21 protein-coding genes, 1 pseudogene and 1 other annotated feature are annotated in these 26,412 nt (G+C 47.0%); of the genes and pseudogenes, 2 read left to right on the forward strand and 20 right to left on the reverse strand.

All coding sequences use genetic code 11. The features are described from left to right. Window positions 1-35: 35 nt before the first annotated feature. From feoB to murB, 14 genes are all read right to left on the reverse strand, one after another. Window positions 36-2,192 carry a ferrous iron transport protein B gene (gene feoB / locus VSQ62_RS26655; protein WP_334638074.1) on the reverse strand — a complete coding sequence of 719 codons (2,157 nt, stop codon included), beginning with the start codon at window positions 2,190-2,192 and terminating at the stop codon, window positions 36-38. A gap of 13 nt (window positions 2,193-2,205) precedes the next feature. Continuing rightward, window positions 2,206-2,427 carry a FeoA family protein gene (locus tag VSQ62_RS26660; RefSeq protein WP_334638075.1) on the reverse strand — a complete coding sequence of 74 codons (222 nt, stop codon included), beginning with the start codon at window positions 2,425-2,427 and terminating at the stop codon, window positions 2,206-2,208. Between the two features lie 39 nt (window positions 2,428-2,466). Next, on the reverse strand, window positions 2,467-2,676 hold the full coding sequence (locus tag VSQ62_RS26665; RefSeq protein WP_334638076.1) for a FeoA family protein: 210 nt from the start codon (window positions 2,674-2,676) through the stop codon (window positions 2,467-2,469). Window positions 2,677-2,835: 159 nt separating this feature from the next. Then, entirely contained in the window at window positions 2,836-6,558 is a 3,723-nt protein-coding gene (gene rpoC / locus VSQ62_RS26670) for a DNA-directed RNA polymerase subunit beta' (protein ID WP_334638077.1), read from the reverse strand. Between the two features lie 14 nt (window positions 6,559-6,572). After that, window positions 6,573-10,448: a DNA-directed RNA polymerase subunit beta gene (gene rpoB / locus VSQ62_RS26675; protein ID WP_334638078.1), complete on the reverse strand. Its 3,876-nt coding sequence runs from the start codon at window positions 10,446-10,448 to the stop codon at window positions 6,573-6,575. A gap of 162 nt (window positions 10,449-10,610) precedes the next feature. Then, window positions 10,611-12,800 carry a hybrid sensor histidine kinase/response regulator gene (locus tag VSQ62_RS26680; protein WP_334638079.1) on the reverse strand — a complete coding sequence of 730 codons (2,190 nt, stop codon included), beginning with the start codon at window positions 12,798-12,800 and terminating at the stop codon, window positions 10,611-10,613. Between the two features lie 57 nt (window positions 12,801-12,857). Continuing rightward, window positions 12,858-15,440 carry an ATP-binding protein gene (locus tag VSQ62_RS26685; RefSeq protein WP_334638080.1) on the reverse strand — a complete coding sequence of 861 codons (2,583 nt, stop codon included), beginning with the start codon at window positions 15,438-15,440 and terminating at the stop codon, window positions 12,858-12,860. 115 nt (window positions 15,441-15,555) lie between these two features. Further along, window positions 15,556-15,930, reverse strand: coding sequence for a 50S ribosomal protein L7/L12 (gene rplL, locus VSQ62_RS26690; protein WP_334638081.1), 375 nt, complete (start codon window positions 15,928-15,930; stop codon window positions 15,556-15,558). 119 nt (window positions 15,931-16,049) lie between these two features. Next, window positions 16,050-16,601, reverse strand: coding sequence for a 50S ribosomal protein L10 (gene rplJ / locus VSQ62_RS26695; RefSeq protein ID WP_334638082.1), 552 nt, complete (start codon window positions 16,599-16,601; stop codon window positions 16,050-16,052). Window positions 16,602-16,649: 48 nt separating this feature from the next. Further along, window positions 16,650-16,807, reverse strand: a sequence feature (ribosomal protein L10 leader region). 52 nt (window positions 16,808-16,859) lie between these two features. Continuing rightward, the gene (locus VSQ62_RS26700) at window positions 16,860-17,783 is read right to left on the reverse strand and encodes a diacylglycerol/lipid kinase family protein (protein WP_334638083.1); all 924 of its coding nucleotides are present in this window, start codon (window positions 17,781-17,783) and stop codon (window positions 16,860-16,862) included. Between the two features lie 234 nt (window positions 17,784-18,017). After that, window positions 18,018-18,275, reverse strand: coding sequence for an HPr family phosphocarrier protein (locus VSQ62_RS26705; RefSeq protein WP_334638084.1), 258 nt, complete (start codon window positions 18,273-18,275; stop codon window positions 18,018-18,020). Between the two features lie 19 nt (window positions 18,276-18,294). Then, window positions 18,295-19,173, reverse strand: coding sequence for a DNA-binding protein WhiA (gene whiA, locus VSQ62_RS26710; RefSeq protein WP_334638085.1), 879 nt, complete (start codon window positions 19,171-19,173; stop codon window positions 18,295-18,297). 9 nt (window positions 19,174-19,182) lie between these two features. After that, window positions 19,183-20,064: an RNase adapter RapZ gene (gene rapZ, locus VSQ62_RS26715; protein ID WP_334638086.1), complete on the reverse strand. Its 882-nt coding sequence runs from the start codon at window positions 20,062-20,064 to the stop codon at window positions 19,183-19,185. Window positions 20,065-20,102: 38 nt separating this feature from the next. Beyond that, entirely contained in the window at window positions 20,103-21,014 is a 912-nt protein-coding gene (gene murB / locus VSQ62_RS26720) for a UDP-N-acetylmuramate dehydrogenase (RefSeq protein ID WP_334638087.1), read from the reverse strand. 315 nt (window positions 21,015-21,329) lie between these two features. Between murB and VSQ62_RS26725 the strand changes: the two genes are divergently transcribed. Further along, window positions 21,330-21,548, forward strand: coding sequence for a hypothetical protein (locus VSQ62_RS26725; RefSeq protein WP_334638088.1), 219 nt, complete (start codon window positions 21,330-21,332; stop codon window positions 21,546-21,548). 216 nt (window positions 21,549-21,764) lie between these two features. On the opposite strand, the gene VSQ62_RS26730 is transcribed toward VSQ62_RS26725, so the two are convergent. From VSQ62_RS26730 to VSQ62_RS26755, 6 genes are all read right to left on the reverse strand, one after another. Continuing rightward, window positions 21,765-22,103 carry a hypothetical protein gene (locus VSQ62_RS26730; protein ID WP_334638089.1) on the reverse strand — a complete coding sequence of 113 codons (339 nt, stop codon included), beginning with the start codon at window positions 22,101-22,103 and terminating at the stop codon, window positions 21,765-21,767. Between the two features lie 185 nt (window positions 22,104-22,288). After that, window positions 22,289-22,504: a winged helix-turn-helix domain-containing protein gene (locus tag VSQ62_RS26735; protein ID WP_334638526.1), complete on the reverse strand. Its 216-nt coding sequence runs from the start codon at window positions 22,502-22,504 to the stop codon at window positions 22,289-22,291. Next, complete coding sequence (locus VSQ62_RS26740; protein ID WP_334638545.1) at window positions 22,414-22,779, reverse strand: hypothetical protein; 366 nt, start codon at window positions 22,777-22,779, stop codon at window positions 22,414-22,416. Before VSQ62_RS26740 ends, VSQ62_RS26735 begins: the two co-directional genes overlap by 91 nt. Beyond that, window positions 22,668-22,916, reverse strand: a complete 249-nt coding sequence (locus VSQ62_RS26745) for a MerR family transcriptional regulator (protein WP_334638527.1) — start codon at window positions 22,914-22,916, stop codon at window positions 22,668-22,670. Before VSQ62_RS26745 ends, VSQ62_RS26740 begins: the two co-directional genes overlap by 112 nt. A 103-nt stretch (window positions 22,917-23,019) precedes the next feature. After that, the gene (locus tag VSQ62_RS26750) at window positions 23,020-23,484 is read right to left on the reverse strand and encodes a YbhB/YbcL family Raf kinase inhibitor-like protein (RefSeq protein ID WP_334638090.1); all 465 of its coding nucleotides are present in this window, start codon (window positions 23,482-23,484) and stop codon (window positions 23,020-23,022) included. Between the two features lie 18 nt (window positions 23,485-23,502). Next, a complete protein-coding gene (locus tag VSQ62_RS26755) occupies window positions 23,503-24,072 on the reverse strand; it encodes a TetR/AcrR family transcriptional regulator (protein ID WP_334638091.1) in 570 nt (189 codons plus the stop codon). Window positions 24,073-24,703: 631 nt separating this feature from the next. Between VSQ62_RS26755 and VSQ62_RS26760 the strand changes: the two are divergent. Next, window positions 24,704-26,231: pseudogene (locus tag VSQ62_RS26760) on the forward strand (ABC-F family ATP-binding cassette domain-containing protein). Window positions 26,232-26,412: the final 181 nt, after the last annotated feature.

The raw sequence follows: 26,412 nt of genomic DNA on the forward strand, positions 1-26,412 counted from the left end.
TTCCGTCTTCTATCTCAATCAGACATACCAATATATCACAATGCCTTCGCTCTCCCGGCGCTCACACTTGACAGGTTCACCTGCAGCAGATCGCTCTCCTTATAAGGTCTGAACAGAAGATATAAGAATCCGCCAAGTACAAGAACTGCCGCCGCTGTACCGATCCCCAATTCACCGCCGGTGAATAATGTTCCAAACTGGAAGATACACAAGGATACCGCATATGCGAAACCGCACTGATATCCGATCGCGAACCAGGTCCATCGCGCATTGTTCATCTCTCTCTTGATCGCCCCGATCGCCGCAAAGCACGGTGCGCACAGAAGATTGAACACCAGGAACGAATATGCCGAGAGCATCGTCATGCTTGCCGCAAGCGCTCCCCAGATCTCTGTCCCGTCTTCTGCCACTTCTGCGAATCCATAGAGGATCCCGAAGGTTCCCACAACATTCTCCTTCGCCACGAGTCCCGTGATCGCCGCAACTGCTGCCTGCCAGTCTCCCCAGCCAAGCGGGATGAACAGCCATGCAAAGCCTCTGCCGATATTGGCAAGGAATCCGCTGCTTAAGTCATCCACCATCCCAAACTGTCCGTCAACAATACCGAAGTTTGACGTAAACCAGATGAAGATCGTAGACAGGAGGATGACTGTTCCCGCCTTCTTGATGAAGGACCAGCCTCTCTCCCACATGCTTCTAAGTACATTTCCCGCTGTAGGCATATGATACGCCGGAAGCTCCATAACAAACGGCGCCGGATCTCCCGCAAACATTCTTGTCTTCTTCAGAATGATCCCGGAGCATATGATCGCCGCGATCCCTACGAAATACGCGCTCGGAGCCACCCATGACGCTCCGTCAAAGAGCGCGCCCGCGATCAATGCTATGATCGGAAGCTTCGCGCCGCATGGGATGAATGTCGTCGTCATGATCGTCATCTTCCGGTCACGGTCATTCTCAATAGTACGGGAAGCCATAATTCCCGGAACCCCGCATCCGGTCCCGATCAGCATCGGGATAAATGATTTGCCGGACAGCCCGAACTTACGGAAGATCCTGTCCATGATAAATGCAATCCTCGCCATATAGCCGCACGCTTCCAGGAACGCCAGGAAGATAAACAGCACCAACATCTGCGGAACGAAGCCCAGCACTGCGCCCACTCCGCCCACGATACCATCAAGGATCAATCCCTGCAGCCAATCCGCGCAGTTGATACTTACGAGAGCATTCTCAATCATAGGCGGGATGACTTCGCCAAACAGCACATCGTTGGTCCAGTCGGTCACAAATGCGCCTACCGTCGATACCGATACATAATATACCAGCCACATCACCGCCGCGAAGATCGGCAGCGCCAGCCACCGGTTTGTAACGATTCTATCAATCTTATCCGATGTTGTCAACTTCTCTTTCTCAGCCTTCTGCAGACACTTATCAATGACGGAGGAAATATAATGATATCGCTCATTGGTGATAATGCTCTCTGCATCGTCGTCCAATTCTTCTTCGGCTTTGGCGATGATCCCTGTCACATCCAACTCCTGGCCTAGCTGCTCCATTATCTTGCCGTCTCTTTCGAATAATTTGACCGCATAGAATCTCTTCTGATTCTCTGGTATCTCTGTCAGCAGCGCTTCGATTTCGCCAAGATATCTCTCTACCTCCTCGGCGAATTCATGAACTGCCGTAAGACTTTGCCGTGCCTTCGCCGCGCTTACTGCCCTGTCTGCCGCTTCCCTGATTCCGTCTCCCTTAATCGCGGAGATCGCTACGACCTCACAGCCTAAGCTCTCTGCCAATTGCTGTGTGTCGATCTTGTCGCCGGACCTTCTGACCACATCCATCATATTTACCGCCATGACGACCGGAATCCCCAGCTCCATCAACTGTGTGCTTAAGTAAAGGTTCCTCTCCAGATTCGTTCCGTCTACGATATTCAAGACGGCGTCCGGGCGTTCTGCGATCAGATAATTCCTGGCAACCACCTCTTCTAAGGTATAAGGTGACAGAGAATATATCCCCGGCAGATCCGTGACTGTAACCTCTTTGTTGTCTTTTAATCTTCCTTCTTTCTTCTCCACCGTAACTCCCGGCCAGTTTCCTACGAACTGGTTAGAACCTGTAAGTGCGTTGAACAGCGTCGTCTTCCCGCTGTTGGGGTTACCGGCAAGTGCAATCTTCACTCCCATCTGTCTCTCCTCCTTACTTTACCTCAATCATCTGGGCATCTGCTTTCCTGAGCGATAACTCATAGCCCCTTACCGTCACTTCTATCGGATCACCGAACGGCGCTACCTTCCTGACATAGACCGAAGTTCCCTTCGTGATCCCCATATCCATGATCCTGCGTTTCGTTGCGCCTTCTCCGTGAAGCCTGACGACCACCGCATTCTGGTCGCATCTGACATCCTTTAGTGTCTGCATATTCTCATCTCCTCCTATAATCTCTGATCCCATGACAGGTTATACTATGATCTTATTCGCGATTCCCTGGCTTACCGCGACTCTGGATTCCTTCACCTGAACAATGATATTTCCATGATTGCTCGACACTACCTTCACTTCCTCGCCTACGGTAAATCCCAGATTCTCAAGAAATCTCTTCGATTCATCCTTTCCGCCGATCCGCCGGATCGCGGCGGCTTCTCCGGAATTCAGCATCGTTAACGGCATATCATTCTCCTCCTTATTAATTGATATTGATTGTCATTTACATTGGTATTGTATTCCAAATGATATTGATTGTCAATACCATTATTGATTATTTTTTTATCAAAAAAAAGACAAGAAGCCGTATATATGCTTCTTGCCTTTATCAAACCATTATCTATATTATTCTTCTACCAGTTCAACCAGCTCTTCCTCTTCGTCAGTTTCCATACCGATCGGTTCGGCTCCGCCTTCCAGATCCTCCGCGTGAGCAAGATCCACTGCCTCTTCAAGGGCTTCATCGCCTTCCCATTCCATATCGTCTTCATCCAGCATCAGTTCATCTTCCATGCTCAGGCCGGAATCCAGCTTGACGTCACGGTATTTCCTCATACCTGTACCGGCAGGGATATGCTTACCGATAATGACGTTCTCCTTCAGACCGATCAGCGGATCCACCTTACCCTTGATAGCCGCCTCTGTCAGCACCTTCGTCGTCTCCTGGAAGGACGCCGCCGACAGGAAGGAATTCGTCGCGAGAGACGCCTTGGTAATACCAAGCATGATCTGCTCGCCGGTTGCCGCTTCCTTGCCCTCCGCAAGCAGCCTGGCGTTCGCATCCTCGAACTCCAGTCTGTCTACATTGGTGCCAGGCAGGAATTCCGTATCTCCGGCTTCCTCCACACGGACCTTCTTAAGCATCTGACGCACGATGACCTCGATATGCTTATCATTAATATCAACACCCTGCAGCCGGTATACACGCTGTACTTCCTGGATCATATAGTCCTGTACGGCGCGCAGTCCCTTGATCCTCAGGATATCGTGAGGATTCACACTACCCTCTGTCAGCTCGTCGCCGGCCTCCAGTACCGCCCCGTCCTGAACCTTGATCCTGGAACCGTATGGGATCAGATATGCCTTGGATTCCCCGGTCTCATTGTTCGTTACGATAACTTCTCTCTTCTTCTTGGTATCGTTGATATTCGCGATACCGGCAAACTCCGTGATGATTGCAAGACCCTTCGGCTTTCTCGCCTCAAAGAGCTCCTCGACACGGGGAAGACCCTGTGTGATGTCGTCACCGGCAACACCTCCCGTATGGAAGGTTCGCATGGTAAGCTGTGTACCAGGCTCTCCGATAGACTGTGCCGCGATGATACCGACAGCCTCTCCGACCTGTACCGGCTCTCCGGTCGCCATGTTGGCGCCGTAGCATTTCGCGCAGACACCGTTGTGGGACTTACAGGTAAGGATGGTACGGATCTTGATCTTCTTCAAGGTCTCTCCCTTCTCATCCACACCCTTCTTCATGATCAGCTCGGCGCGCTTCGGCGTCACCATATGGTTCGCCTTCACAAGGACATTGCCGTCCTTGTCTACGATATTCTCACACAGGTAACGTCCTGTAATACGCTCCTGCAGACTCTCGATCTCTTCATTCCCGTCTACGAACGCCTTGACATACATACCCGGGATCTCGCCGCCTTCATCCATACAATCTACTTCATGGATGATCAATTCCTGTGATACGTCAACCAGACGCCTGGTCAGATATCCTGAATCGGCGGTACGGAGAGCCGTATCGGACAGACCCTTACGCGCTCCATGGGCAGACATGAAATATTCCAATACGTCCAGACCTTCACGGAAGTTGGACTTGATCGGCAGCTCGATAGTACGTCCCGTCGTATCCGCCATCAGTCCCCGCATACCTGCAAGCTGCTTGATCTGCTTATCGGAACCGCGGGCGCCGGAGTCTGCCATCATGAAGATGTTGTTATACTTATCAAGCCCGGACAGAAGCGCCTCTGTCAGCGCGTCATCTGTTGCTTTCCAGGTCTCTACGACCTCTTTGTAACGCTCTTCCTCCGTGATCAGACCACGCTTGAAGTTCTTCGTGATCTTATCCACCGTATCCTGCGCCTGCTGGATCATCTCCGGCTTCTGCGGCGGCACCGTCATATCGGAGATCGATACGGTCATAGCCGCTCTGGTTGAATACTTATATCCGATGGACTTAACTGCATCCAACACCTCTGCCGTAGCTGTAGATCCATGGGTATTGATTACCTTCTCAAGGATCTGCTTCAATTGCTTCTTACCTACGTGGAAATCCACTTCCAGCAATAAGTCCGCGCCTTCTGCCTCCCGGTCAACGAATCCAAGATCCTGCGGGATAATCTCATTGAAAAGGAAACGTCCAAGAGTGGACTCTATATTACCGCTCTTCTCCGTACCGTCAGGCATCTTCTTGAATACCCGCACCTTGATACGCGAATGGAGCGTGATCGCGTCATTCTCATAAGCGAGGATCGCCTCGCTGACATTCTTGAAGAACTTGCCTTCTCCCTTCGCTCCGGGTCTCTCCTGTGTCAGATAATAGATACCAAGCACCATATCCTGTGAAGGAACCGCAACCGGTCCGCCGTCAGAAGGCTTCAGCAGGTTATTCGGCGACAACAGAAGGAACCGGCACTCTGCCTGTGCCTCCACGGACAGCGGCAGATGCACCGCCATCTGGTCTCCGTCAAAGTCGGCATTGTACGCGGTACATACCAACGGGTGAAGCTTGATCGCCTTACCCTCTACCAGAATAGGCTCGAACGCCTGGATACCAAGCCTGTGCAGCGTAGGGGCACGGTTCAGCATAACCGGATGCTCCTTGATCACATCCTCCAATACGTCCCATACCTCCGGCTGTACCCTCTCTACCATCTTCTTCGCATTCTTAATATTATGAGCAGTTCCGTTCTGAACCAGCTCCTTCATAACAAATGGCTTGAACAGCTCGATCGCCATCTCTTTCGGAAGACCGCACTGATAGATCTTAAGCTCCGGCCCTACGACGATAACGGAACGTCCTGAATAGTCAACACGCTTGCCCAGAAGGTTCTGACGGAAACGTCCTGACTTACCCTTAAGCATATCCGACAGGGACTTAAGCGCACGGTTACCCGGCCCTGTGACCGGACGGCCGCGGCGTCCGTTGTCGATCAGCGCGTCCACCGCCTCCTGCAGCATTCTCTTCTCATTTCTAACGATAATGTCCGGCGCGCCAAGCTCCAACAGACGCTTCAGACGGTTATTCCTGTTAATGATCCTCCGGTACAGATCATTAAGGTCAGACGTAGCGAAACGTCCGCCGTCCAACTGTACCATAGGACGAAGATCCGGCGGAATAACCGGGATCGCCGTCATGATCATCCACTCCGGCTTGTTTCCTGACTCACGGAAGGCCTCGACAACCTCCAGACGCTTCACGATCCTCGCGCGCTTCTGTCCGGTCGCTCCCTTTAACCCTTCCTGCAGCTCATGATAATCCTTATCCAGATCAATGGACTGCAGCAATTCCTGAATGGACTCTGCGCCCATTCCTACACGGAATGCACTTCCCCACTTCTCTCTGGCTTCCTGGTATTCCTGCTCTGACAATACCTGCTTGTACTGCAGGTCGGAATCTCCCTTATCCAGCACAATGTAGGACGCAAAATACAGCACCTTCTCCAACGTCCTTGGAGACAGATCCAGTATCAGCCCCATGCGGCTCGGGATACCCTTGAAATACCAGATATGCGACACCGGAGCGGCCAGGGCAATATGCCCCATACGCTCACGGCGAACACTTGACTTCGTAACTTCCACACCGCAGCGGTCGCAGACCACGCCTTTGTAGCGGATCTTCTTGTACTTGCCGCAGTGACATTCCCAGTCTTTGCTTGGTCCGAATATTCTCTCGCAGAACAAACCATCCTTCTCCGGCTTCAGTGTCCGGTAGTTGATGGTCTCCGGCTTCGTAACTTCTCCCCTGGACCATTCCAGAATCTTCTCAGGCGATGCCAACCCGATTTTGATTGCATCAAAAGTCATTGGCTGATACGTTTGTTCCTTGTTGTTTTCTGGCATACTGGCACCCCTTCCTATTCATCATCCGATAAATCATCATATCCAAAATCATCATCTTCCGGTTCATAATCCATGTCGAAATCGTCCTCTTCAGGCTCTTCTTCCTCCACATCGATCAATTCATCTCCCTGGAATTCCTGCTCCGTATATCCATGCGCACCAAGATCATCGTCCTGACGGTATTTTCTGTCTCCTTCGATCAATGAGCGGAAATCTGTCTCTCCCATATCCGCCGTCTCCATGATCTCAACCTCTGTATTGTCGTCGCGCAGCACGCGCACATCCAGTCCAAGGGACTGCAGCTCCTTAAGCAATACCTTGAAGGACTCTGGAATACCCGGCTCAGGGATATTCTCACCCTTAATGATCGCTTCATAGGTCTTCACACGTCCGACCACGTCGTCAGACTTCACAGTCAGGATCTCCTGCAGTGTATAGGATGCGCCGTATGCCTCCAGCGCCCATACTTCCATCTCACCGAAACGCTGTCCGCCGAACTGCGCTTTACCGCCCAAAGGCTGCTGTGTAACCAGTGAGTAAGGACCGGTGGAACGGGCATGGATCTTGTCGTCAACCAGATGATGCAGCTTCAGATAATGCATGTGCCCGATCGTAACCGGACTGTCGAAATACTCTCCGGTACGTCCGTCTCTTAAGCGTACTTTACCGTCTCTGGAGATCGGTACGCCCTTCCATAGATTCCTGTGCTCCCGATTGTCGGACAGATACTCCATAACCTCCGGCAGCAATTCTTCTTTATACTTAGCTTCAAACTCTTCCCAGCTCAAATTGACATAATCATTAGCCAGGTCAAGCGTATCCATAATATCATTCTCATCCGCACCGTCGAATACAGGTGTGGCAATGTTGAATCCCAATGCCTTGGCCGCCAGAGACAGATGGATCTCCAATACCTGCCCGATATTCATACGCGACGGCACGCCCAGCGGATTCAATACGATATCCAGCGGACGTCCGTTAGGCAGGAACGGCATATCCTCCACCGGCAGTACACGGGATACAACACCCTTGTTACCGTGACGTCCGGCCATCTTGTCACCTACGGAGATCTTCCTCTTCTGGGCAATATAGATACGGACCGCCTGATTCACACCCGGTGACAGTTCATCCCCGTTATCACGGGTAAATACCTTCGCATCCACAACGATACCGTACTCACCGTGCGGAACCTTAAGGGATGTATCTCTGACCTCTCGGGCCTTCTCGCCGAAGATCGCACGAAGAAGCCTCTCCTCTGCCGTAAGCTCTGTCTCTCCCTTAGGAGTCACCTTGCCTACCAGGATGTCTCCTGCACGCACCTCCGCACCGATACGGATGATTCCTCTCTCATCCAGATTCTTAAGCGCGTCATCGCCGACACCCGGAATATCGCGGGTAACCTCTTCCGGTCCAAGCTTGGTGTCACGCGCTTCTGCCTCATACTCTTCTATATGAACGGATGTGTATACATCCTCCTGAACAAGCCGCTCGCTTAGCAATACGGCATCCTCATAGTTGTAACCTTCCCAGGTCATGAATCCGATCAGCGGATTCTTACCCAGAGCCATCTCGCCGTTTGACGTAGACGGGCCGTCTGCTATCACATCTCCGGCCTCCACCTTGTCTCCCTTGAACACGATCGGCCTCTGATTATAACAGTTACTCTGGTTACTTCTTAAGAACTTCGTCAGCTTATATCTTCTGAGACTGCCGTCCTCCTGACGGATCGTGATCTCTGTGGAAGTAGCGCGCTCTACTACGCCGCCCTTCTCCGCGATCACACATACGCCGGAATCGACCGCAGACTTCTCCTCCATACCTGTACCTACGACCGGAGCCTCCGTCATCAGAAGCGGCACTGCTTGACGCTGCATGTTAGAACCCATAAGCGCACGGTTCGCATCGTCATTCTCCAGGAACGGAATCAGCGCCGTCGCAACAGAGAACACCATCTTAGGAGACACGTCCATGTAATCGAACATACGTCTCTCGTACTCCTGCGTCTCCTCACGGTAACGGCCGGATACATTCCTGCGCTTAAAATGCCCTTCCTTATCCAACGGCTCATTCGCCTGCGCAACATGGTAGTTGTCTTCCTCGTCGGCCGTCATATAGACAACTTCCTCGGTAACCACCGGATTCGCTGGATCGTCATGATTGATCCTGCGGTACGGCGCTTCGATGAATCCATACTGATTAATCCTTGCATAGGTTGCAAGGGAGTTGATCAGACCGATATTCGGACCTTCAGGCGTCTCGATCGGACACATCCTTCCATAGTGGGAATAGTGAACGTCACGCACCTCGAAACCTGCACGGTCTCTGGACAGACCGCCCGGTCCCAACGCGGACAGACGTCTCTTATGGGTCAGCTCACCCAGCGGGTTATTCTGGTCCATGAACTGTGACAGCTGGGAGGAACCGAAGAATTCCTTCACCGCCGCTGTAACAGGCTTGATATTGATGAGCGACTGCGGAGAGATCCCTTCAAGATCCTGGGTAGTCATTCTCTCACGCACAACTCTCTCCAATCTGGACAGACCGATCCTGTACTGGTTCTGCAGAAGCTCTCCAACAGAACGGATGCGCCGATTGCCCAGGTGATCGATATCGTCATCATTACCCAGGCCATACTCTAAGTGAATATTATAATTAATGGAAGCCATGATATCTTCCTTCGTAATGTGCTTCGGAATCAGATCATGGATATCTCTGCGGACCGCATCCTTAAGTTCGTCGATGTCTCCGCCCGTCTCCTCTAAAATCCCTTCAAGAACAGGATAGTATACCTGCTCTGTAACCCCAACTTCCTTGGGATCGATATCAACGACCGCAGCAAGATCCACCATCATATTCGACAGAACCTTGATATTGCGTTCTTCATCCGGCCTCTCGATCCACACATACGGAACCGCCGCATTCTGAAGCTGATCCGCCAGATCGCGCGTGATCTTCGCGCCGCCTTCGGCGATCACTTCCCCGGTAATCGGACTTGCAACAGTCTCTGCAAGAATATGACCGGTAATACGGTTCCTGAAGGAAAGCTTCTTATTGAACTTATACCTTCCGACCTTCGCCAAGTCATAGCGTCTCGGGTCGAAAAACATGCTCGTGATCAGACTCTCCGCACTGTCCACCGCAAGCGGCTCGCCCGGACGGATCTTCTTATATAATTCCAGAAGACCTTCCTGGTAATTCGTGGCAGCGTCCTTCTCAAAGCTTGCAATGATCTTCGGCTCCTCGCCGAACAATTCTACGATCTCAGGATTCGTACCGATTCCCAATGCACGGATCAATACCGTAATCGGCACCTTCCTTGTTCTATCTACACGTACATAAAAAACGTCATTGGAGTCCGTCTCGTATTCCAGCCACGCGCCGCGGTTAGGAATCACGGTGGAGGAATACAGCTTTTTACCCAGCTTATCATGCGCGATCGCATAATAGATGCCGGGTGAACGTACTAACTGGCTTACTATAACACGTTCTGCACCATTAATCACAAATGTACCCGTACTGGTCATCAACGGCAGATCACCCATAAATATTTCATGCTCGTTGATTTCATCTGTCTCTTTGTTATGAAGCCTTACCCGTACCTTAAGTGGCGCCGCGTAGGTTGCATCGCGTTCTTTACACTCTTCGATCGTGTACTTCACGTCTTTCTCGCACAAAGTAAAATCAACAAATTCCAGACTCAGATGACCACTATAGTCCGTGATCGGGGAAATGTCATCAAATACTTCGTTCAGTCCTTCATCCAGAAACCACTGATAAGAATCCTTCTGGACTTCGATCAAGTTCGGCATCTGAAGAACTTCTTTTTGTCTGGAATAACTCATGCGTGAACTTTTTCCGCTTTTAATGGGACGAATTCTGTTTTTCTCCATATTGACGTTTCACTCTCCTCGCATATTTTTTGAAAAACAAACAATATTGAAAACCATTGGAAACAGCGCATTCCCCACCGTTCCCATGCGATATTATGGCAGAACTTTCCACAATAGTGCATTTTTTACTATACCATAGAGGCCTGGGGCTTGTCAATGAATTTATTTCAAATATTTTTTTAACTTGCGGGTAACCGCCTGAATATCAATAGGTTTGGCCAAATGGTCGTTCATGCCGCACTCTAAACACTTCTGGATATCTTCCGAGAAGGCGTCTGCAGTCATCGCAATAACCGGAATATCCGAGTCCTCCCGATCCAGTTCCCTGATAGCTCTGGTTGCTTCGTAGCCGTTCATCACGGGCATCCTCACATCCATAATGACCGCGTCATAATATCCGACCGGGGATTTCTTAAATTGCGCGACACAGACCTCTCCGTTTTCTGCCCAATCCAATTCCAATTCGAGATCGGAGAGCAGCTCTTTCGCAACCTCCCAGTTAAGCTCGTTGTCTTCCGCCAGCAAGATATGTTTCCCCTTAAGCTCCAGATCGGCAGCTTCTTCGTTCTTTTCAGCCGCATCCATCTCCTTCTCTTCGGCCTTCTCGAGATCAAATGTGACATGGAATTCAGTACCTTTGTCCAGTTCGCTGCGGACGGCGATCGTACCGCCCATCGCGTCTACGATATATTTAGTGATTGCCATTCCAAGCCCGGAGCCTTCTGTTTTCTGTACCTGCGCATTGTCTTCCCTGCTGAAGGAATCGAATAATTTCTCCTGATATTCCCTGGACATGCCGATCCCTGTATCCGACACCAAGAAATGCGTTCGGACGCGGGACGTATCTTCCGGTAACGCTTCCTGATACAGAGTTACCTGGACAGAACCGTTATCCTGGGTAAATTTGACCGAATTTCCCAACAGATTGATCAACACCTGATTCAGCCTCACGCTGTCACAGCGCACGTTTTCTGCAAGAATATCGTGTACAACCGTGTCAAACTGCAGGTTTTTCGCCTTGACCTGAGGCTGTACGATATTTACGACACTGTCCATAACCTCCCTCAAGGATATCGGCGCGATATTCAGCGTCATTTTGCCACTTTCGATCTTCGACATATCAAGCACATCATTGATAAGGCCCAGAAGGTGATTACTGGATAATTCAATTTTGCGCAGGCATTCCTGAACCTGCTCCTGATCATGCGTATTGGCCAGGGCAATGGACGTCATACCGATTATAGCATTCATAGGAGTACGGATATCATGGCTCATACTGGACAGGAAATCCTGTTTTGCCGAATTGGCATGTTCGGCTTCTTGCTGCGCCCTTTCAGCAATTTTGCGCGCCGCGTCCATCTCCGTATTCATACGTTCTAATTCGGATACCTGTTTCCTGAATATCCCCAAATACTGGAAAAATATATACAGCAGCATGGCAATTACAGCAAATGAAGCAGCGTAGACGATAATGAGCCAATGGCTGCCCATATCAGAAATCACATGATCCAGCCCGTCAAAAGGAAGAATCGTCACCAGGTACCAATCACAATAGGGCAGGCTGGTACAATACAGATGCCGGCGCGATTTGCCGATTTTCAAAATAACCGAATAATCTTCCCCCTTATTCATCGCCTCCGTCATCTGCCTGATATAGTAATCCGCTTCCCCATTCCGTCCGCTTATGATACTCCGCAGCCTGTCAAAATAGTTTTCATCAACGTCGCCCTCCTCCCCGACAACGTAACTGCCGTCCTCGCGTATTACAAACGAATAACTCAGTGAACTGTCCGAATCAAGGAAGAGAACCTCGCCCATATACTTAGTTGAAAGACCTACGATCATAGCAAGGCTGCCGCTTCCGTCAGACATAGGATATTCGCAGGGAACGCCGAACAAGATCACGCCGTTCCCCTCGCCGTCAACAGCGGATGCCGCTACACGTTCCCCGTTTTTCAAGCTGTCCAAAAAATGTTCCGGGTGATTTAACTTCACAGTATCGCCGTAGATCATCTCCATTTTACCATCCGGCGAATATAAGGCGGCGCACATAAAATGCCTTGCCTTTGCGCCGTATTCTATCTCTTCTTTTGATCCGTAGCTGGAATTCTCTTCATCTGCAGCGATATGCGCTATGGATTCCGCCATGGTCAGCCGTAGATCAATAATCGTCTCAAAATGTAAAGATACCTGATCATTCATTCCGCCCATATAAGCCGTGCCTATATTCTTAATCGTGTTTTCGCTCATCTTATTGATGGACATTCCTAAGAATGAAAATACGAAAATATTCAGGCAAATGATTACTGCAGTGCTGATTTTAAGAGAACGCGGCACAACCATCTTTTTCATATTTTTTAACATCTCCATTCTTTGATCTTAGTTATCGTGCAAAGCAAAAGGGTAAGACTATCGCCGTCTCAGCCGGTTCATGACCCTGAACATCTTCCTGATGTCCACAGGCTTCGCCAGATGTTCATCCATTCCGGCATCCTTCGTCATCGCTATATCTTCGTCAAACGCATTCGCCGACAGCGCTATGATGGGTACGGATCCTGCGTCCGGCCGGGGAAGGCCGCGGATCACCCGGGCCGCCTCATATCCGCTCATAACCGGCATCATCAGATCCATGAGAACACAGTCGAAGGTTCCCGGCCTGCTTGCAGAGAATACATCCACAGCTTCCTTCCCGTCGTTTGCAGTCACGACCGACGCCCCCGCCTCTTCAAGCATGAATTCTACGATCTCGCAGTTGATCTCATTGTCCTCCACCAAGAGGACGCGCATTCCGCCAATATCGCTCCTTGCACTCCTCTCCTCATCCGCAGACCGGGTATTCTGCACCTCGTCGATCTGTATCGGCAGGATAATCTGGAATACGCTTCCCCTGCCGACCTGACTGTCTACCTTGATCGTCCCTTTCATCTGGTCTACCAGCTTCTTCACGATAGACATACCAAGACCAGCGCCGTTATAGTGAGTCCTTGCGCCCTGGTGTTCCTGAGTAAACGGTTCAAAAATATGCTTTTTGAAGTCTTCCCCCATGCCAATTCCGGTATCTTCGATCTCAAATCTGTAGTCTGCGGTCCCGTTCTGACAGCCGGTTTCCTTCACCCGGATAGATACAGCCCCATGAGGCCGGTTATATTTGAGAGCATTGTCGATGATATTCACCAGAATTTGCTTCAGGTACATCGGATTACCGATCAGCCTGCTATGCTCCACATCGACTTCTTCCACCTCAAGACGGATCCCTCTCTCTTCTGCCTGGGCTGCTAAGATCGCGGTACAGCTTTCCAACGAGTCATGGATATCAAAGGATTCTTCTACCGACGGTCTTCCGCTCTCCAGCTTGCTCACCTGAAGAACGTCATTGACCAGAGACAGCAGATGCTCTGTGGATATACGGATCTTCTTCCGGCAATCGCTCTGCCGCTCTGGTTCATCCTGTCTTTCCTCCATGATTGCCAGCATTCCCAGAATTCCGTTGATCGGCGTGCGCAGATCGTGGGACATACGCGAGAGGAATTCGCTTTTTGCAGAGTTCGCCCGCCTTACCTTCTCCAAAAGCTCCATGATCGCCTGCTCCTGCTTCTTTCTGGTCATCATGGTTTCTGTGATATCCTGATGGTATCCGTTCAGGCAGGCCCCCGTTTTTTTGAAGGTCTTGTCCTGTACGCCGCCGCAGCGGACATAGATTTTCCCCAGCTTCGGGTGATTCCATGGATAGATCACCTCGGAACGCCCAGTTTCCAATATCTCACGGACCGAATCCTGCACCATCTCCACATAGTCCGGCTCAATATTATCAAACCAGTGCCGATAGCACTCCTCCGGTCCAGTCTCATCCGACACTCCCAGAAGAATCCGCATGGTCCGGTCCGCATACATCCTGGGCCCGCACCCCTCCTCAAGTTCGATGGTCCAGATACCGGTTCTGGCTCCCTCCAGAATATCCTCCATGCTTTTCCTTGCTTCAAGCTTGTTCTTCTCTTCCTGCTCCACCACGGCATTGACATCCCGCTGGGCAAATATAGCGCAATTCTCCTCCGCCGTTTTCTCTGTAGCGGAATAATGGATCTCCATATGTTTCAGCCCATATGCATTGTCTTGCACCTCATAACGCACATAGAACTTCTTCTTTTTCTGAAGCTGAGCCAGCACATAGTCCCTTTTCGTTACGGCAAAAAGTCGCTCCTGATCGCGGGGAACCACGTACCGGGTAATATACTGCTCCATAGCCGATCGATACCCGTCTTCAAAACTGACGGCCCAATCCATGCTCATCTGTTCGCTGTTCCGGTATATCTCACATTCGCCGGTGTCGAAGTTCACCTGATATATCCCCAGATAATCCACGCTGAGGGCATGGAGAACGTTATGGCTGCGCTTTTGAAGTTCACGGACCAGATTGCGCCGTTTTAAAGAGGATACGATAAAATATGCGGCGGTTTGCAGCATATTTGACGCATATTCCAAAAGCTTTGCCGGCGGATTGTCTACGCCGTAAAAACCGATAAGCTTTTCCCCGTCATAGAGCGGCACTACCACAAGAGAACGGATATTCTGCTCCTTTAAGATCTCATACTGAAGAGGGGCGCTATCCTTGATCTCTTCCAGATTCTCGATGACGATATGCCTGCCGATATCAAAGTTCCGATACCAACCGGCGCACACCTCTGAAGGAACATTCTGGAGATTCTCCTTTTCCGGTTTTACTCCTTCGGCCACCCATTCATAGGTATTGTCGTCGCCGCCGCGGTCGTTCTGTTCAAATATATAGGTGCGTTCTCCGTTCAGGGCTTTTCCCAGACACTCCAACAGCACCTCCAATGACTGGTCCGGAGTTTCCTCCAACAGGGCTACACGAAGGCCCTCATTAATGACGGTCTCCAAATTCTGAACATTTTGCATATCACTGTGCCGCTCACAGCCTTCAGCAGCCGGTGCACTTCCGCCGCCCCGTTCAAAAAACTCCCTTGAATTATTCATACACCTATCCTCCATACAGACCGCATTCCGGCCATCATTCGTGTGAACTTAAAAGTTTTACTGCAAAAAACCGCCCCTTATGGAGCGGTTCATCTGTCAGTCGACCTATCCCTGATTATTTGAGGTTAACTTCTGCACCCTCTGCCTCAAGTTTAGCCTTGATCTCCTCAGCCTCCGCCTTGGAAACTGCTTCTTTCACTACCTTCGGAGCTTCGTCAACTACTGCCTTAGCTTCCTTAAGTCCTAGTCCTGTGATCTCACGAACAACCTTGATAACCTTAACCTTAGAAGCTCCTGCAGATACTAACTCTACGTCGAACTCATCTTTCACTTCCTCTGCTGCTGCCTCTCCGCCTGCTGCTGCAACTACAACGCCTGCTGCTGCAGATACGCCAAATTCTTCCTCACATGCTTTTACTAATTCATTCAACTCTAATACTGATAATTCTTTGATTGCATCAATAAATTCAGCTGTTGTCAACTTTGCCATTGTATTATCCTCCATATTTAATATTATGTGACAGCTAACCTGTCCGCCCATCTATACGGCATCTGAAATGCATGCCCGGATGGGTATCGTTCGCACATACCTTATGGTATAGCTTTTCCCTATTCTGCCGGGGTCTCTGCTGCTTCTGCTGCTTCTTCGGCCGGAGCCGCTGCTGCACAGGCTTCTGCTCCGCCCTGCTCTGCGATCTGATTGAGAACACGTGCAAGATTGGTGATCGGTGACTGCAAGCTTCCAAGCAGCTTGGACAGTAACTCTTCTCTTGACGGGATCTTAGCTAACTCTGACAGTGCAGCGTTATCATACAAAGTTCCCTCAACCACTCCTGCCTTCAGTTCAAGAGCCTTCGCATCCTTAGCGAACTTGCACAGGATCCTTGCCGGAGCCGTTGCATCGTCCTTAGAGATCGCGATCGCGCTCGGGCCTTCCAGATGCTCGTCCAATGCCGCAAGCTCAGTCCCTTCGAAAGCTCTCTTCATCATTGTGTTCTTACAAACCTTGTAGATGATCCCCGCTTCTCTTAACTGCTTACGAAGCTCTGTATCCTGCGCAACAGTAAGTCCGCGGTAGTCAACCAATACAACACTTGCCGCATCCTTGACGTCATCTGCAATCGCCTGTACGATCGGTTGTTTTAATTCAACTTTTGCCACGAATGGTGCACCTCCTTCTGTTATTGAATACGTTGACTGCGTAAAGAAAAGCACTATTAAAAACACCCCTATGCAAAGACACAGAGGCGTTGTAAATTCATAAACATCGAATCTAACTTTCCTCGGCAGGCGTTGATCTGCTTACGCTTGGGATCTCATGTGAAACCCCTCGCACCTGCTGTCTTCGGCAGTCGAATGACATTATATCATCTCAGGACGTTTCTGTCAACTGATTTTCCGGTGAATTTTCGCCGAATTTCACTCCGTCCCCAACTGCAGTTTATCGAAATGCTCTCCCGGCACCATTATCTCCAACTGCTTATTCAGATTATCGATCACCACTTCATCATGCTCCCCGCCGAATTCTCCGTCCAGCGTCCAGGGAATCTCCTCCAGCGATTTAAAGGTGATATGTCCCGTCTTAAACGTATACATATGCTTCGTATCCACCTGTTCTATCAGAAGCGCCGCGATAATCTCCTGCAAAGCGATGGGATTAGCCGGCTTCCTGATCAGCGTCACCTCGAACAGCCCGTCATCGAATACCACCTGCTTCCCGATCATGCTTCGGAATCCGCCCACCGAGCGAGAGTTCGTCACCATTCCAAATATGAATTCATCTTCAATAACTTCTCCGTCATGCTCTACCCTGATGCTGTAAGACGGCACGTTGAACAGACGTTTCGTACCCTCCAGCACATAAGCCAAATGTCCGAGTATATTCTTCACTTCCTGCTTCGTCTCATATGATACATCCGTAAATATACCGAAAGCCGCCACATACACGAAGATATCATCATTAAACTTACCGACATCACAGGGAAACCGCTCTCCGTTGACCGCATTATCCGCCGCCTTAAGCAAACCCTTGGGAATATGCAGGCTGTTGGCAAAATCATTGGTCGTGCCTGTCGGGATATATCCTACCGGCGTTCTTGCGCTGCGGTGCATCATCCCCGTCACCACTTCGTCGATCGTACCGTCCCCGCCGCTGCAGACGACCAGATCATATTCTTCGGCATTATATCCAAGGATCTTCTTATACGCGTCTCTGTATGCCTGGGTCGGATATACCACCACCTCGTACCCGGCCTTCACAAAAATGTCAATAATATCCGACAGCTTGGGCCTCAATAAGCCTTTCCCCGCTCGCGGATTATAGATAAATAACATTCTCTTCATATTAAACAGCTCTCCTTCTATATTAAATCCTGCGCCGTCATGCGAACGCATGATATTCTATGCCAAAAACACAAAGAGGACATATTACATGCCCTCCTAGATATGTATACCCATCCGGGTATCCTGCAGTTAATGCCCGCCTGGCCGGCAAGCTGCCGTCCGGCAATGTATACTTATCCGGATACCTCTCAATGCATACCTATTAAGCAAACAGGCAATTCCGGTCATGTACAACTAGTTACTTGCAACAAGGAAATCCTCTATCCCTGCCACTGCCTCACTCTCATCTTGTCCTTCCGCTACTACTGTGATACGCTCACCTTTCTGTAACTTCAGACTCATCATCCCCATGATACTCTTCGCATTGATCTTTTTGTTATCAATCTCAATAAACACCTGGCTCGCGTACTGGCTTGCTTCCTGAACCAGATGTGCAATCGGACGTGCTTCCATGTCCATATTGTTTTGAATCGTAACAGGTTTCTTAGTCATAAAAAATTGCTCCTCCTTGCTATTCCCTTAACTTTACCGCTATATCACTTAACTTCCTGAGCCGGTGGTTCACTCCTGATTTCCCGATCGGGTTCTCAAGAAGCCCCCCCAGTTCCTTCAAAGTCGCTTCCGGATATGTAAGACGTGTAAGGGCGACGTCTTTCAGTCCTTCCGGCAACTTGTCAAAACCAATAGTATCGCGTATATACTTGATATCTTCCATCTGTCTGACAGCAGCAGATACCGTCTTGTTAATATTCGCCGTCTCACAGTTCACCTTGCGGTTCACAGAATTACGCATCTCCTTCATGATGCGGACATTCTCAAGTTCCAGCAAAGCAACATGTGCTTCCATCACATTCAGAATGTCAACAATCTGCGAGCCTTCTTTCAGATATACAACGTAGGTCTTTTTTCTCCCCACGATCTTCGCTTCCATATCAAAACTATTGATCATAGTCTTAAGATGATCTGCCTCTTCCCATGTATTACAGACGATCTCAAAATGATAAGATTTGCTCGGATCACTCATGGAACCGGCCGTGATAAATGCGCCCCGGATATACGCACGCTTACAGCAGACCGCCTGCACCATTGCGTTTCTGACTGCCAGCAGTTCTTTTCCTTTGGCGTAAATATCGTAACTTGCGCTGCCCTTTGCCATGTTCCTACGAATTGCGATACCTGTTCCTATATTAAATGTTTTTTGCAATAATGTAAAGCATTTTCTTGCAACTGCAAAATTTTCCGTATGAAAGCGGATAATGCATCTGCCCTTTTTATCCTCGGCAAACTCTCCCGACATACGGACAAATGCAGACAACTCCGCCAGATTGCAATGCCTTGCTTTCGCATAATGCTCTGACAATTCTTCCTTTATCATGCCCGAAAATGACATCCCATACTCCTATCTTGCTTTCGTAACCGTATCTTTCCCAATATCCCTGTGTTCGATGCGGATTCCATAATTCTCATTCTTACTCAAAATTTCAAACAGCTCGTTAGCCAAAGTAACTGAGCGGTGCTTCCCTCCGGTACATCCGATCCCGATCACCAGCTGGGTCTTGCCCTCCTGAACATAGTTAGGTATCAGAAATTCAACCAGATCTGTCATCTTCTCCAGGAATATTTCCGCCTTCTTATTGTCCATGACATAATCTCTGACCTGCCTGTCATTGCCGCTGTGCGGACGTAATTCTTCTATATAATAGGGGTTCGGAAGAAACCTTACGTCAAACACCAGATCCGCATCCGGCGGGATCCCGTATTTGAATCCAAATGAGAGCACAGATATGTACAGGTTCTTATACTCCTTATTCTGTACAAATATCTTATTCAGCTCTCTCTTTAACTCCCGGGTAAGCATATGGCTCGTGTCGATCAGATAATCCGCCTTTTTCTTAAGAAACAAAATTCTTTCCCGTTCCTTCTGAATCCCCTCGTCCACACGGCTGTCATTGCCCGCCAGCGGATGAAAACGCCTGGTCTCCTTGTAACGCTTGATCAGTACGTTGTCTGACGATTCCAGAAAAAGGATCTCATACTTCATTCCGGCCCCGTCCAATTCCCCCAATACCTCCGCCAGTTCATCCAAGCTCTGTCCGCTTCGGATATCCACGCCCAGAGCGGCCTTATTCAGTTCACTCCCCGGTACACGCAGCAGATCCGCCATCTTCGGAATTAGCTGAACCGGCAGATTGTCCACACAAAAATACCCCACATCCTCCAGCATCTTAAGCGCCGTACTCTTCCCCGCGCCCGACATTCCGGTTACAATCACACATCTCATCTCAGAATTCTCCCTGTCTCTCAATTACTCGTTTTATCTCAGAATTCTCCAAGTCTCTTCACTTCAGGTTCCAGCCTTACCCCGAACTGTTCCTCCACCTTATCTGATACCCGGCGCATCAGCTCCGCCACATCGGCCGCCGCCGCTCCGCCCTTATTGACTACGAAACCACAGTGCTTCTCGGACACCTGCGCCCCGCCGACCGCGAATCCTCTAAGTCCGGCATCCTGGATCAATTTGCCCGCAAAGTACCCTTCCGGCCTCTTAAACGTACTTCCGGCGCTTGGATACTCCAAAGGCTGTTTACTGACCCTTTTCTCTCTCAGCTCCTCCATCCGCGCCCTGATCTCATCCTTATCGCCTCTCTGCAGCTGTATTCCGGCTCCCAGCACAATTGCCCCTGTTCTGGCCGCAATGCTGGTTCGGTAACCGAATTCCATCTGGTCCGCAGGAACCGCGCGCACCTCTCCTTCCGGCGTCAGCAATGTAACCTCTCTGATCACATCCTTCATCTCACCGCCGTATGCACCCGCGTTCATAATACATGCGCCGCCCAGAGTCCCCGGAATACCAGAAGCGAATTCAAACCCTGCGAGTCCTTCTTCCAATGCACGGTTTGCAATGGCTGACAGCAGCGCTCCCGCCTGAGCCGTAACCGTATCTCCCTCAACCCGAATCTCATTCATCTCCCGGTAGATCTGTATGATCACTCCTTCATATCCCCGATCTGATACCAGAAGATTGCTCCCATTCCCCACAATGTAATAGGGAATCTTCCCTTCCCGGCACACAGCGACAATCGCCCGCACCTCCTCGGACGTCCTCGGCGTTACGAATACCTTCGCCGGGCCGCCGATCCGAAAGGTCGTGTGGTTCTTCATAGGTTCTTCCAACTTGATCTGCTCGTCTGTAATGATCCCTGATAATTCATTATATATGCTTCGTCCCATATTATTCCCCGTTTATTTTCTTATTTTGTTTCATACCAGTTACATATTACGCCTTACAATATTATGCCGTCAAATATCGGCTGATAACATTGTACGCAGTCGTGCGCTTTCTTATTATAACTGATATGGAGAATTTTTAACAGTCTAAATATCATTTTACTTTTGCATCCATATTCACCATTCCTGCATATCTACTTCAGAGCCAAATGTCATTTCCAGAAGTTCTGCGGCAATATATGGCGGTTTTAAGTCTGCTTGTCTGTTATGGCCTTATCTTTATTGGCTTGTATTATTCTAGAAAAAGAAATCAATTATATGAGCGAAAGGATTAAATCTCTTTCCATTACTTCTGAAAATGGCTTTGTCCTTATTCCCACAGATAATGATAGCATCAAAAGATTAGATGCTGTACTTAACGTTAAAGGAAACAGCGAAATGTTATCCAATATAACAAGCAATTTTTCTGTGCCTGAAAATATTCATGCTATGGCAGCGAAAATAGACCAAAAAGCTGATGATTTAATCAAGACATAATTTTGGACTATTACGATATGCTTGAAAGACAAATTTGATAAAAGTCTGATATTTTCTGGCAATCCTACTTTTCTGTTATTATGTCGCAGAACCTGATATAGCGAGATTCCATTGGTCAAAAACAACTATTACCTCATTGACAGTTTTGTGGCACATAATAATACAGAAAAAGAATGGCTCACTTCACATAAGAAATGAGCCATTTTTCTATCAATACTAATTTTTTATCTTTTCAAGCAATTTCTTTATATCTGGAGAATCAATTAATACACCCAATCCTGCAAGCAACTGAATGCAATCAACATACCCTTGGCAATATGCCTGCTCTTCTTCCACAAATGCGAGATGCTTTAATTTTTCCATATAATCCTCTATACTTTTCCTTTTACTTGTTTCCATTGAATCCATTGCCTTAAGAAAAATCTTCTGCGCCTCTTTTTTCTGTTCTTCTGCTTCTGCTACTTCCGAAAGCTGAATATAACTTTCACGTTTCACATTTCCACACCGCAGTCCATTCAAAAATGTTCCAATCTCACTCCATACTTCGTTTCGCATAATAATCTCCTTTCACCTTTTAAATACCTTTGAACTTATTGTAGCCATTTTATAATACTTCTTCTCTTTTTTTCTCATATATCAACTTAATAACCTGAAAAATAGCTGCTGATATTTTGATGTTAAAGGATCAAAATATATATTACTTTTTGAGATTATAGATAAAAAAACGGCCCTGTTATTAATCATAACAAATGCCGCTTTTTCATCTCACAATTAAATTTATAACCTATTCCCCAAACTGTCAAAATATATATGGGATTTGCCGGATTTGTCTCTATTTTTTTTCGCAATCTACGTATTAAGCTCATCACATTATCTTCTGCTCCATGATAAGAGGAATCCCATACTTGTGTATAGATTTGTTCTTTCGAAAATACCTGTCCAGGGCTTTTGCCAATAAATAAAGTATTTCATATTCATAATTTGTTAGTTCTATGCTTTTTCCTTTCACCTTAACTGTCCGATACCTTAAATCTATGACAAGACCATCATATTCTAGAATACTCTCCATAGAAAAAGCATCCATTAAATTAATACTATTTTTCCTCCTTAAAAAATGAACTAATTCATTAAATGTTGTTTCCTTCCTACTTGTATTAGCAATTCCACATATTGCTTTATTGATCTGATAGGTATATTTGCCATACGCATACACTGTATCATTTTTATCCATTCAATATCTGTATCCGTATACTGTCTGTACTTTTGATCCGTTCTAGTTATCTGTGGTATGAGTTTCTCTCTTTCGTAATATCTTAATGTTGCAGTGGAAAGACCTGTTATTTCTGCAGCCTCTTTTGCCGAATACATATCAATCACACCTTCCTTCTCTATCAGCAAATTCTATTGAATATCAGTATTTCAGTAAAGTATAAACTATGAAGTGCGCTTCATGTCAATAAAATTCAACTCATTACTCATATTTACCAATGATACTGCCCTGCTGAATCATATATTTCCCCGCTATTTTCATAAAACGGCTCTTTGTAGGAATACCAGTTAAATCTATCTCTCTATCAAGAGCGTACATTGTAAAACGGTATAAATGCTGTCTGCCCCTAGATGGTTTGGGGCCGGCATACCGATACAGTCCATATCCAATTCCTTGTCTGGCATTTCCCAGACCTGAAACAATTTTGCCACCCGGAATCGCTCCGTCTATCTTTTCTCTGGCTGGTATATTAAAGATAAGCCAATGTGTAAAATTCTTAAAGATCGGGTGCTTAATATCTTCAAGGATAATGGCCAGCGTTTTTGCACGTGGAGACAGATTTTTTATGATAAATTCAGGAGAGCGATTCTGCCCCCGCCCTGTATTTTCTACCGGGAATGTCTCTCCATTTTTCATATTGCTACATTCAAAGTTCAAAACATCCATATCTATTTCATACCTCCATCAAACAAACTGCTTATTTTCAAGTTGTCTGATAAAATCATCAACTATATCAGACAGACTTTTCTCTACTGAAAATCCATCATCAAAAAATCCTGCCATCTCTAATGAAACAAAGCCATGCAAAATGCTGTGGTAATATCGGGAATAATAAATTATTTTTGTTTTCTCTTTCATATATTGAGATAATGTCTCAAATAAAATTGATTTCACTTCCCGTCCTGCCCCAACCAGATTTTCTAAATTGCTATGAGGAACTTTCAAAATAATACGATACATCTCAGGATTTTTTTTCGCATAGCTATAATACGAGAAAGCAATCGCCCGAAGTGCTTCTCCCTGCTTCTTTTGTGCTACGGCATCCAACATCTCGTCTCTTAACCGGCTTAATGCTAAATGGCTTAGAGAGCTATATAACTCTTCAATTCCCTTAATATGCGTATACAGTGAAGCTGGTTTTATATCTAGCTTCGCTGCCAGTTTATGCAGCGTTAAATTTTCATACCCATATTCTTCTACTAATAATGCTGCTGTTTTAACCACTGCCTCTTTCGTAAGTCCTTGTCTTGGCATAGTTTTCTCCCTTCCTAACAATATTAGGAATATTGTATCCTAATATTGTTAGGAAGTCAATATAGAAAAACAACAGCTCAATTATTCCCTGACAGATACTGCCTGTTTCCTGTCTGGTCATACGCATCCGCACCCGACAACCTCCGACTTCCATTTTGGAAATGTCTACACAATATCCATAAATAGTTTAAATAGATCATATTTCTGCGAGTTTAGTATGCCGGAAAATTTTCAAAAGTTGACAAACGTTATTTTGTGTAGTATTATTTCAGACAGAGCGCACAGGCTCAAAAGGAGATTGTTATGAATTTTTACTTAACTAACCAGCCCAAAAAGAAACTGAACTCTACACAATTTATGCCGATGAAACATTGTGTAGAGTATAGCGTATAAATGCGCATTTAGTTTTCATCGGAAATAAGGAATAATTACGCTCATTTTCAATGGGTGCTATTTCTTATATTCCGCATGAGATAATGATGTGAGCAAAAGGCTATGGACAATGTTTTGTCCATAGCCTTTTGCTTTTTGTTCATCAGGAAAGGCAGAAGGTAGGTACGTTTGCGTGTACCGGGCTTTCTGCTTTTTCTTTTTAACTTTCATTAGTACACATAAGAAAGGATATGTAAATATGAGTTTATTAGAAATCAGAAGATTAACACATTCATTTGGGGAGAATCTTCTCTATAAAAATGCGGAATTTGCATTAAATAAAGGAGAACACATAGGAGTTGTAGGGCAAAATGGAACAGGAAAATCTACCCTCATAAAACTTTGCACGAAACAGATTTTGCCCGACGAAGGTCAAATTAAATGGCAGCCTAATATCACCATAGGCTATTTAGATCAATATGCAGAGATCGACCATAATATTACAATGCATGATTTTTTGAAATCCGCTTTTTCAAACCTCTATCAAATTGAAAAAGAGATGACGCTGCTTTATCAAAAGGCAGGTACAGGAGATATAAATGCCTTAAATCTTGCAGCACGTTATCAAGAAAAGTTAGAGCAATACGATTTTTACAATATTGACACTATGATTGAACGAGTTGCAAATGGCTTGGGACTGGTTTCTATTGGGCTTGAACGCTCCATAGCACAAATGAGTGGGGGACAAAGGGCAAAAATTATTTTAGCTAAATTGCTTCTTGAAAAGCCGGATATTCTTTTGTTAGATGAACCAACTAATTTTTTAGACAAGGAACACATTACTTGGTTAGCAGATTATTTAGCCACTTTGGGAAATGCCTTTATGGTTGTATCACATGATTATGAATTTTTGGATAGGATTGCAAATCGAATTTGCGACATAGACAACCATACAATCACAAAATATTTCGGTACATATACCGAATATGTAAAAAAGAAAACACTCTTACGAGAGGATTATGTACGGCAATATGCGGCTCAACAAAAAGAGATTAAAAAGACAGAAGAATTTATTAGAAAAAATATTGCTGGACGAAAATCAAGAATGGCAAGAGGACGACAGAAGCAATTAGATCGAATGGATAAAACGGAAGCATTGGAACAAAAAGAGAACAAACCTTATTTTCATTTCCAAACGGTTCCATTAACAAATACGGAACACCTAATCGTCAAACAGTTATCTATTGGTTATTACTATCCGCTTTTATCTGACATTACTTTCTCTGTTAAAGGCGGTCAAAAAGTTGTTATCACTGGATTTAACGGAATTGGAAAATCAACATTACTGAAAACATTGATAGGTTATATTCCTGCTATACAAGGGGAGCATAAATTCTCAAATCAAGTTACAATAGGTTATTTTGAACAGGATTTAATGTGGTCTGATTTAGAAAGAACTCCTATTCAAATTGTTTCAGACAGCTATCCTCATTTGGTAGCAAAGGAAATTCGTAAACAATTAGCACAGTGCGGAATTTCAAGTAAACACGCAGCCAATAGGAACGCTAAGCGGTGGAGAACAAGCCAAAGTAAAAATGTGTTTGCTGACTTTAACATCTTGCAATTTTTTAATCATGGACGAGCCAACAAATCATTTGGATATACAAGCGAAAGAAGCCCTTAAAACAGCACTATCCGAATTTCCCGGTACAGTATTGCTTGTATCACATGAGGAAGCGTTTTATAGGGATTGGGCGCAAAAAATAATCAATATAGAAAACCTTTAATTTCTGAAACATTCGCAATCTGCCCAGCGGCAGAAAAGAAAAAAAACGCTGTTGGGCAGATCATTTCCCATACTCTTTTTTCTTAAAGAAATCATACACGGCGGTTTTGAAATAATCAAAGCCGCCGTTTCTTTTTATCTTCTCAAGGAATGACGCGGTATCATTGTCAAAAGCGGCGGCT

Source organism: Sporofaciens sp. JLR.KK001 (genome assembly GCF_036941055.1).
In the GTDB taxonomy this organism is placed as follows: domain Bacteria; phylum Bacillota; class Clostridia; order Lachnospirales; family Lachnospiraceae; genus Sporofaciens.